The following is a 9,095-nucleotide window of genomic DNA, read 5'->3' on the forward strand; positions in this document are numbered from 1 at the left end:
GAGTAACATTTCTTATTATATAGTAAGATATAAATTTAAAAAAGTTTCTAAGAGAAATTTTATGAGATTTAATCAAAAATCCCTTAAAATACCCTAAAAGACTTCACAAAAGAATTTATTAATATTATAATTATCTTTGTTTATTTATATCTTATATGTGAAATTTACATATAGTCTAATTAGGAGGAAAAATGGATAGCAACAATAAAAAAACTAAGGCTAATGGGTTAGCACTACTTCCCTTTGCTGTATTTGTCTTAGTTTATATGGCAACAGGCTCTATTTTAAATGCTAAAGGAGTTAAAATGGCATTCTATCAAGTGCCAGCTCCAGTCTGTATCTTGCCAGCAATTATACTTAGTTTTATTATGTTTAAGGGAAGCGTCGACTATAAGTTTAATGACTTTGTAAAAGGTTGTGGCGACGAAAATATAATAATAATGTGTCTTATTTATGTTCTAGCAGGTGCTTTTGCAACTGTTTCAAAGGCATCCGGTGGTGTTGACTCCGTTGTCAACTTTGCCTTATCAATAATTCCCCTACAATTTATCACTGCTGGAATCTTTTTAATAGGCTGTTTCATATCAATATCAACTGGAACATCTGTGGGGACAATCTCTGCAGTTGGTCCAATAGCAGTTGGGCTTGCTCAAAAAGGAAATCTTCCCCTTGCCCTAGTCCTTGGCTCTTTAGTTGGAGGCGCAATGTTCGGCGATAATTTATCAGTTATATCTGATACAACAATTGCTGCAACTAGGACACAAAACGTTGAGATGAAAGATAAATTTAGAGCAAATATAAAAATGGCACTTCCTGCTGCAATAATAACTTTTATTATTTTATTAATTGTTGGAAAACCAGATAAACTTCCTACAATAGATGAACTGCCATATAATTTTATATTAATCATTCCTTATTTATTTGTTCTCATATCAGCAATTTCAGGCATGAATGTTTTCTTAGTTTTGACAAGTGGGATTGTACTTTCAGGAATAATTGGAATAGCTCGTGGCGGTCTAACTTTAATGACCTTCGCACAAAATATATTCACAGGTTTCGAAGGAATGTTTGAAATATTTCTATTATCAATGCTTACTGGCGGTCTGTCATATATGGTTTCAAAAAACGGCGGAATTGAGTGGCTAGTAGAAAAAATAAGAAGCTTTGCCAGAGGAAGAAGATCAGCCGAAATATCCATAGCCCTACTTACATTATTAACTGATGCTGCAACTGCCAACAACACTGTTGCAATAATAATAGATGGACCAGTGGCAAAAGAAATATCAAATGACTTTGAAATTGACCCAAGAAGATCAGCCGCTCTTCTTGACACTTTCTCCTGCGTTATGCAAGGTATAATACCTTACGGAGCACAAATACTAATTGCTGCAGGACTTACAAAAGAACTGGGAGAAATGTCCGTGGCGCCTATGGAAATTATTCCCTTCCTATGGTACCAAGCAATTTTGGCACTTTTTGCAATTGGATCAATCTTTATAAGATATGCCGATCCCAGAGGAGATTGGGATTTTAAAAAAGATAAATTAAAAGAAAATAATTAAAAGAAAATAATTAAAATAATTTAAACCTGCCTTGTGGTAGGTTTTTTATTTGCACAAAATAAGCTACACTAAAACTTTCATTTAAAATTTTATAAAAAGATGAATTTTATGAAAAATTAAAACCCCTTAATCCCATTTATATTTGCTGGGATTTTGAGAGTATCTAGCTATTCTTATAAAATGAAGCTAAAAGCAAACCTTATAAATGTCAAAATTTTTAATAAAAATTAAAGATTATCAAAGCTTAAAATAAAGCATCAAAAAGAGCATAAAAAAACTGCCCCCCTAGGGGACAGCTTTTAAAAATTTAACTTACTTAAATTATTTTACTTCTACAGTTGCTCCAACTTCTTCAAGTTTAGCTTTGATTTCGTCAGCTTCTTCTTTTGAAGCGCCTTCTTTAACTGCTTTAGGAGCTCCGTCTACAACTGCTTTTGCATCTTTAAGTCCAAGTCCAGTAATGTCTTTTACAACTTTGATTACTTTAACTTTTTCTTGTCCTGCTTCAGCAAGGATAACGTCGAATTCAGTTTTTCTTCAGCTGCTGCTGGAGCTGCACCTGCTGCTGCTGGAGCTGCTGCTACTGCTGCTGGAGCTGCTGCTGATACTCCGAATTCTTCTTCAAGAGCTTTAACTACTTCTGAAAGTTCTAATACTGTAAGTTCTTTAACTTCTTCAATTAATTTTTCTACTTTTTCTGACATTTTATTCCTCCGTAAATTTAATAATTCTAATTTTTAGCATACCATTATGCTGCTTCGTTTTCTTTCTTGTCTGCGATTTGTGCAATAACTCTTGCAAAACCTGATAGAGTACCATTTAGTACATTTGCGAATCCTTGGATTGGAGCATTTAAGCCGCCAAGAACTTGTGCAAGAAGTACTTCCTTAGATGGTAATTTAGCAAGTGCGTCGATTTCTGAAAGTGATAATACTTTTCCATCAACATATCCTGCCTTGATTTCTAATGCTTCATGTTCTTCTGCAAACTCAGATGAAATTTTTGCTGCTGATGCAGGATCTTCCATTCCGAAAGCAATAGCACTTGGTCCTTTTAAGAATTCTTCAAGACCAGTAACTTCTAATTCTTCAAAAGCACGTCTCATCATTGTGTTTTTGTAAACTCTGTAATCAACATTTGCTTCTCTGAATTTTTTTCTAAGTTCAGTTACTTCTTCAACTGTTAATCCTCTGTAGTTTACAAGAACAATAGATTGTGCTCCTTGAATTTTTTCTTTAATTTCATCAACTAGGGCTTGTTTTGATTGTAATTTTTCTTCTTTCAATTTGTCACCCCCAAAATAAAAAAATCTCACGCCGCCGTGAGATGTGAAAATCAAATAAATCCGAATTTCAAACCTCGGTAGGATTTATGGCATTGCCACCTACTGTCTGCGGCTTAGTAACATAAGTATTATATATAGTCTTTTGTGCTTTGTCAATGTTTTTTTATTATATTTTTCAGATTTTTCTATATCTTTTCTTTTTTATTATAATATCATAAATTTTCATTTTCCTTTACATAATTTTTTTAATATCGTATAATTGAATTTGCACTAGGGGTGCCGAAAGGCTGAGATTATACCCTTTAACCAATCAAGGTAATGCTTGTGGAGGGAAGTGTCTAAACCTCTCTAAGTATTTGTGCAAAGGAGGTATTTTTTTTATGCAAAAAACAAATAAAAATTGGACAACAAAAATGTTAGTCGAAGGAGCTGTGTGTATTGCTCTCGCTCTTATCTTACGTACTATTAAGCTCTACGAACTTCCAAATGGAGGCTCTATTACTCCAGGTAAGATGATTCCTTTAATTATCTTTGCCCTAAGGTATGGACCTATCAAGGGCTTTGTTGTTGGTGCAGTTTATGGAGTCATGTCTATTATTCTTGGTGGAAGTATTTACCATCCAGTCCAAGCTATTTTAGATTATCCCTTAGCTTATGGTCTTTTAGGTCTTGCAGGTCTTTTTAAAGATGAATTTCAAAAAACTCATTCTATTAAAACTATTTTACTTGGATCTTTTGCGGGAATTTTAGGAAGATTTATTTGTCATGTCCTATCAGGCGTAGTCTTCTTTAAAGAATATGCACCTGCTGGTATGAATCCATGGTTTTACTCTATAACCTATAACGCATCATTCTTATCTATTGATTTTGCTGTCACTGTTTTAGTAATCTTTTTATTGAGGAATTTTCTTACAAAAGATTTGGCAAAATTATAAGAAAAAATAATTTTAGACATCAAAAAACCCTCTACTTGTATAAGTAAGAGGGCTTTTTTATATATTTGGTGTTTTTATTTTTCCATTAATTTTGAACCATTAACTTTGATTCCAGGTCCCATTGTTGATGAAACTGTTACTGATTTTAAATAACGACCCTTTGCAGCTGCTGGTTTTGCTTTAATAATAGCATCTGCAATAGTCTTGAAGTTTTCAGCAAGTTTATCTACTCCAAAGGAAACTTTTCCTATTGGAACATTGATTATAGCAGCTTTGTCAACTCTATATTCAACTTTACCAGCTTTAACTTCTTTAACAGCTTGTTCTACATCAAATGTAACTGTACCTGATTTAGGGTTTGGCATAAGTCCCTTTGGTCCAAGAACTCTACCGATTTTACCAACTACACCCATCATGTCTGGAGTTGCAATGATTACGTCGAAATCAAACCAGTTTTCATTTTGGATTTTTTCTACGTATTCTTCTCCACCTGCGTAGTCAGCTCCTGCTGCTTCAGCTTCTTTAATTTTTTCTCCCTTAGCAAGAACAAGTACTTTAACTTCTTTACCTGTTCCGTTAGGAAGTACTACAGTACCTCTAACTTGTTGGTCAGCGTGTCTTGGATCAACACCAAGTCTTACTGCAAGTTCCACTGTTTCGTCAAAGTTTGCCTTAGCAGTTTTTGTAACTAAGTCAAGAGCTTCGTTAACATCATATAAATTTGATCTATCTACTAGCTTAGCGCTATCTTGATATTTTTTACCTCTTTTTGGCATATTTACCTCCTTCGTGGTACCTACGGCTTAGCCTCCCACTTATCTTTCTACTTCTATACCCATACTTCTAGCTGTACCAGCGACCATTTCCATAGCAGCTTCAATGCTTGCTGCGTTAAGATCTGGCATCTTAGTTTTAGCTATTTCTTCAACTTGAGCCTTTGTCAATTTTCCAACTTTTTTCTTGTTAGGTTCACCACTTGCTTTAGACATATTAAGAGCTTTCTTAATAAGAACTGCAGCTGGTGGAGTCTTAGTGATAAAAGTGAAAGAACGATCTTGATAAACTGTAAGAACAACAGGAATAATCATACCTGCTTGATCTTGAGTCTTTGCGTTAAATTCCTTTGTGAACTGCATGATGTTTACACCATGAGGTCCTAGTGCTGTACCAACTGGTGGAGCTGGTGTAGCTTTCCCAGCAGGAATTTGTAATTTTACTAATGCTATGACTTTTTTTGCCATTTTATTTCCTCCTTGTGGTAATGCGGGTTTACCCTCCCACACATATCTTACTCTTTAATAATTTGATTGAAATCTAATTCAACAATCGTATCTCTTCCAAACATTGAGATACAAACTTTAACTTTTGCTTTGTCGTAATTGAAGTCGTCAATTTTGCCTACCAAATCTTTGAAAGGTCCATTTATAACTTTGACTAACTCCCCTATCTCGTAATTATCAAATAACTCTTTGTTATCAGTAACTCCAAGTAGTAACACTTCTTCATCAGTTAGTGGCACAGGCTTAGATGCTGGACCAACAAAACCTGTTACTCCCCTTGTATTTCTAACAAGATACCATGTTTCGTCGTTCATAATCATATTTACAAGGACATAAGATGGAAACATCTTTCTTTCCTTAGCTTTGGAAACACCGTCTTTTGTTTCAACATAGTCTTCCATAGGAATCCTAATATCAAAGATGACATCTTCCATATTTCGATTGTGAACCATGGCTTCCATATTTGCCTTTACCTTTTTTTCATAACCTGAATAAGTGTGTATTACATACCATTTTGAAGCTTCATTGTTGTTAAGCTCTTGTGTATCCAACTATAACACTCCAATCAATAAATAAAACCAAATAAAAACATTATAATTTTATCATATGCTAATAGTAATAGTGATGACAGTATAACTGCCACGATTACTATTATAGAATATTTGATTACAGTATCCTTAGAAGGCCATACAACTTTCTTGAATTCAGATTTCACACCTCTAAAATATCTACCTAGACCGCCTTTTTTTTCTTCAGTCTTAGCTGTAGCTTTAGTAGCCATAAATCCTCCTTACTTAGTTTCTTTGTGAGTTGTATGTTCTTTACAGAATTTACAATACTTCTTTAGTTCCAATCTTTCAGTAGTATTTTTCTTGTTCTTATATGTCACATAATTTCTGTTTTTACATTGTGTGCACTCAAGTACTACTCTATCTGCCATAAAAACACCTCCAGTGCTAAAAAAAAGAGCCGCCTTTGGCTCCTTCTAATTTACTAAGTAATACTATCACAAATGTCAAACTTTGTAAAGTTATTTATTATAAATTTTCTCTAATTTTTAAGCTTTTGACCCTCTTCGAAATTATCTATAATTTTTTCCATTTCCTTTAAGTCACAAAAATCAAAAATCCTCCAATGATTTGGCAACAAATAATTATAATCTTGTCTTGAAAATCTCTTGTCTATTAATAAAATTTTGCCCCTGTCATCTTCTGTTCTTATAACTCTTCCAGCTGACTGAATTACCTTTATCATGCCGGGATAAATGTAGGCATACTCATAACCCATGGCATATTTCTTTTGAAAGTGGGATTTTAAAATATTTCTCTCATAAGAAAGTCCAGGTAAACCAACGCTTATTATAGCAACACCTCTTAATCTTTCACCAATTAAATCTATTCCTTCAGAGAAAACCCCACCCATAACAGCAAAGGCTCTTGTAGAAGATGAGAAAGTAAAATTATTTAAAAATTCTTCTCTTTCAAATTCGGTCATTTCTCTTTCTTGTTTAATTACATCTCTATCAATTTCTACATATCTTTCGTAAACTGCTTCCATATAAGAATATGAGGGAAAGAAAAAAATGTAATTTCCATCATCATCTGAAAAGTTCTTTAAATTTTCTATTATTTCTTCGATGGAATCTTCTCTATCTCTATAGACTGTGGAAATTTTATTATTTCGCAAAACTAAAAGATTTTCTGGATCAAAGGGAGAATCTATTTTATAGTAAGAAGTTTCTTCATCTGCTCCCAAAAGTTTTCCATAATATTTTATGGGATTTAAGGTTGCAGAAAAGAAAACAGAAGACCTAGGAGTCCTTAAAATATTTTTAAAAATTGGTGCAATGTCAAGGGATTTTATTTTTATTAGATTTTCTTCTTTTATGGAAACAAAATCCTTGTTGTAGTATTCCAAAATTTTTATGTAATTAAAGAGAGAAAAATAAATATCAAGAGCATCTTCATAGGACTCTTCTTCCTTATCCTTAGTTAAAAAGTCGTTCATAGAAAAAACAGCTTTTTCAATTTCTCCATTAAATGCAAGAAAAGAATCGTAGGAATAAAAAATTTTTCTCTTGTCAAGTTTGTAAAACTCATCTATGGCATTTGCCAAGTGTCTTCTCGCAGCTTTCCTCTTCTTGGGGATTAGTCCTCTTAATTTTTCAAGTTCTTCAATAGAAACTTCTGCCGAGTACATTTCTCTGCCTCTTTCCAAAAGATTGTGACTCTCATCCACTAAAAGACTAAATCTTAACATAGAGTTTTCGAAAAATCTCTTTAGATAAACTGTTGGATCAAATATATAATTGTAATCGCATACTATAAAATCAGAAAAATCTAAGAGGTCAAGTTGGTATTCAAAGGGGCAAACCATGTGAAGTCTTGCAAATTTTTCTATATTTTCTCTTGTGAAATTGTCACAGGCATCAAAAATATCTATTATTGCATCATTGACTCTATCAAAGTGCCCCTTGGCATAGGGACAATCTTTGGGATTGCAGGCTAGCTTGTCATTTAAACAAATTTTGTCTTTTGCTGTGACAATTGTAACTTTTAATCTCAATTTTTTATTTAACAATTTTTCCAGTGCATCTTTTGCGGCATTTTTCCCCGTTGACCTTGCCACAAGATAAAAAGCCTTGTCGATTTTGTCTTCTCCCATTGCCTTTACTGCTGGGAAAATTGTAGAAATTGATTTTCCAATACCTGTTGGCGCTTCCACAAATAATTTGTTTTCATTGTCAATTGTGTTATAGACAGCAACCGAAAGTTCTCTTTGTCCCTTCCTAAAAGACTTAAAGGGGAATTTTAATTTTTTTACAGACTCATCTCTTGTGTCCTTCCACTCCACAATTCTCTTGGAAAACTCAAGATATTCCACTAGAGTCCCCATGAAAAAAATCACGGAGTTCACCAAAATTAAAAGTCTTTTTAATATTTAGAGTTTCTTCTGTTTCAAGTTGAAAATATGTTAGCATTACATTTATTTCATCAAGTTCATGATCTTTTGCATAAATATATGCGTAGCACTTTGCCTGTGCCCAGTGCATTATATTTTTTTCCTTTTTCAAGTCCTCAAGTTCTCTTGTAGTTGACTTAATTTCATCAACAGTAACTTCATCACTAACTTCTATTCCGTCAGCACGACCTTCCACAGTGAAATTTATGCCTTCAATTTCTTCATGAGTTCTCAAAAAAACTTCTGTTAAAAAATCCTTTGAGTATTCTCTTTGCACCTTTTGATGAGCCTTTATTCCCTCTACTGCCCTTTTATTGGAAAAAAATCTCCTGTCTATGTCGCCAGATCTTTTGACAAATTCTATTAAATTTCTTACGGAGATCTTTACTTCTTTCACAATAAATCCTTTCTACTTTGACTTTTTATTTAAATAAAATTTATTCCAAATCTAAAAAATCTAATTGCCTCAAAGCTTCAAATAAAATTATATTTGCAGAATTTGCCAAATTTAAACTTCTGCCATAATCCTTTAACATGGGAATTCTAATTGCCATGTCGTAATTTGAAAAAATCAAATCTTCTGGAAGACCGCGTGTTTCTGGACCAAAAACTATAAAATCTTCATCCTTAAAATTAACATCTGTGTACTTTTTCTTTGCCTTAGTGCTGGCAAGATAAAAATTTCCATCTGGATATTTTTTCAAAAGTTCATCATAGGAATCATAATAATTTATGTCTACAAGATGCCAATAATCTAGTCCCGCCCTCTTTAAATGTTTGTCATCTACCTCAAATCCAAGAGGTTTTATAAGATGAAGTCTTGTCTTTGTAAGTCCACAAGTCCTTGCAATAGCACCTGTGTTAAAGGGAATTTCTGGTTCATAAAATACTATATTTAACATTTTTTATCTCCTTCCAAAATCTCTATGGCACACTTAATTCCATCAAGGGCAGATGAAACTATTCCACCAGAGTAACCTGCTCCTTCTCCAATAGGATACAGGTTTTTCAATTTTTTACTTCTATAATTTTCTCTCACAATTCGAATTGGAGAAGACGTCCTTGTTTCCAC

11 protein-coding genes, 2 pseudogenes and 1 other annotated feature are annotated in these 9,095 nt (G+C 33.3%); of the genes and pseudogenes, 2 read left to right on the forward strand and 11 right to left on the reverse strand.

Annotated features, from left to right (window positions below):
* The first annotated feature begins 191 nt into the window (after positions 1-191).
* Positions 192-1,562, forward strand: a complete 1,371-nt coding sequence (locus HGPT_RS05350; protein ID WP_019138813.1) for a Na+/H+ antiporter NhaC family protein — start codon at positions 192-194, stop codon at positions 1,560-1,562.
* A 321-nt stretch (positions 1,563-1,883) separates the two neighbouring features.
* On the opposite strand, the pseudogene rplL reads toward HGPT_RS05350, so the two are convergent.
* Positions 1,884-2,266: pseudogene (rplL, locus tag HGPT_RS05355) on the reverse strand (50S ribosomal protein L7/L12).
* Positions 2,267-2,310: 44 nt separating this feature from the next.
* A complete protein-coding gene (rplJ, locus tag HGPT_RS05360; protein ID WP_019138814.1) occupies positions 2,311-2,847 on the reverse strand; it encodes a 50S ribosomal protein L10 in 537 nt (178 codons plus the stop codon).
* Between the two features lie 8 nt (positions 2,848-2,855).
* Positions 2,856-2,977: a sequence feature (ribosomal protein L10 leader region), on the reverse strand.
* A gap of 250 nt (positions 2,978-3,227) precedes the next feature.
* On the opposite strand from rplJ, the gene thiT reads away from it, so the two are divergent.
* Positions 3,228-3,782, forward strand: a complete 555-nt coding sequence (gene thiT / locus HGPT_RS05365; protein WP_019138815.1) for an energy-coupled thiamine transporter ThiT — start codon at positions 3,228-3,230, stop codon at positions 3,780-3,782.
* 74 nt (positions 3,783-3,856) lie between these two features.
* On the opposite strand, the gene rplA is transcribed toward thiT, so the two are convergent.
* From rplA to HGPT_RS10010, 9 genes and pseudogenes are all read right to left on the reverse strand, one after another.
* The gene (rplA, locus tag HGPT_RS05370) at positions 3,857-4,558 is read right to left on the reverse strand and encodes a 50S ribosomal protein L1 (protein ID WP_019138816.1); all 702 of its coding nucleotides are present in this window, start codon (positions 4,556-4,558) and stop codon (positions 3,857-3,859) included.
* A 39-nt stretch (positions 4,559-4,597) separates the two neighbouring features.
* Entirely contained in the window at positions 4,598-5,023 is a 426-nt protein-coding gene (gene rplK, locus HGPT_RS05375) for a 50S ribosomal protein L11 (protein ID WP_019138817.1), read from the reverse strand.
* A gap of 47 nt (positions 5,024-5,070) precedes the next feature.
* The gene (gene nusG, locus HGPT_RS05380) at positions 5,071-5,613 is read right to left on the reverse strand and encodes a transcription termination/antitermination protein NusG (RefSeq protein WP_019138818.1); all 543 of its coding nucleotides are present in this window, start codon (positions 5,611-5,613) and stop codon (positions 5,071-5,073) included.
* Positions 5,614-5,627: 14 nt separating this feature from the next.
* Positions 5,628-5,843: a preprotein translocase subunit SecE gene (gene secE, locus HGPT_RS05385; RefSeq protein WP_019138819.1), complete on the reverse strand. Its 216-nt coding sequence runs from the start codon at positions 5,841-5,843 to the stop codon at positions 5,628-5,630.
* Between the two features lie 9 nt (positions 5,844-5,852).
* The gene (gene rpmG / locus HGPT_RS05390; protein WP_010242627.1) at positions 5,853-6,002 is read right to left on the reverse strand and encodes a 50S ribosomal protein L33; all 150 of its coding nucleotides are present in this window, start codon (positions 6,000-6,002) and stop codon (positions 5,853-5,855) included.
* A gap of 110 nt (positions 6,003-6,112) precedes the next feature.
* Entirely contained in the window at positions 6,113-7,945 is a 1,833-nt protein-coding gene (locus HGPT_RS05395) for an ATP-dependent DNA helicase (protein ID WP_245544152.1), read from the reverse strand.
* Positions 7,932-8,420, reverse strand: coding sequence for a hypothetical protein (locus HGPT_RS10005; RefSeq protein WP_245544153.1), 489 nt, complete (start codon positions 8,418-8,420; stop codon positions 7,932-7,934). The genes HGPT_RS05395 and HGPT_RS10005 overlap by 14 nt, the downstream gene beginning before the upstream one ends.
* 40 nt (positions 8,421-8,460) lie before the next feature.
* Positions 8,461-8,925 carry a tRNA (cytidine(34)-2'-O)-methyltransferase gene (locus HGPT_RS05400; RefSeq protein WP_019138820.1) on the reverse strand — a complete coding sequence of 155 codons (465 nt, stop codon included), beginning with the start codon at positions 8,923-8,925 and terminating at the stop codon, positions 8,461-8,463.
* Positions 8,919-9,095, reverse strand: a pseudogene (locus tag HGPT_RS10010) (NAD(P)/FAD-dependent oxidoreductase); the annotation flags it as partial. The pseudogene HGPT_RS10010 and the gene HGPT_RS05400, both read right to left, overlap by 7 nt.

It is taken from the genome of Peptoniphilus timonensis JC401, assembly GCF_000312025.1.
GTDB classification, from domain to species: domain Bacteria; phylum Bacillota; class Clostridia; order Tissierellales; family Peptoniphilaceae; genus Peptoniphilus_A; species Peptoniphilus_A timonensis.

What these genes read in the sequence shown, in the direction of transcription:
- HGPT_RS05350 (WP_019138813.1), top strand. Translation starts at nt 192, where the DNA reads ATGGATAGCAACAATAAAAAAACTAAGGCTAATGGGTTAGCACTACTT.
- thiT (WP_019138815.1), top strand. Translation starts at nt 3,228, where the DNA reads ATGCAAAAAACAAATAAAAATTGGACAACAAAAATGTTAGTCGAAGGA.
- rplA (WP_019138816.1), bottom strand. Translation starts at nt 4,558, where the DNA reads ATGCCAAAAAGAGGTAAAAAATATCAAGATAGCGCTAAGCTAGTAGAT.
- rplK (WP_019138817.1), bottom strand. Translation starts at nt 5,023, where the DNA reads ATGGCAAAAAAAGTCATAGCATTAGTAAAATTACAAATTCCTGCTGGG.
- secE (WP_019138819.1), bottom strand. Translation starts at nt 5,843, where the DNA reads ATGGCTACTAAAGCTACAGCTAAGACTGAAGAAAAAAAAGGCGGTCTA.
- rpmG (WP_010242627.1), bottom strand. Translation starts at nt 6,002, where the DNA reads ATGGCAGATAGAGTAGTACTTGAGTGCACACAATGTAAAAACAGAAAT.
- HGPT_RS05400 (WP_019138820.1), bottom strand. Translation starts at nt 8,925, where the DNA reads ATGTTAAATATAGTATTTTATGAACCAGAAATTCCCTTTAACACAGGT.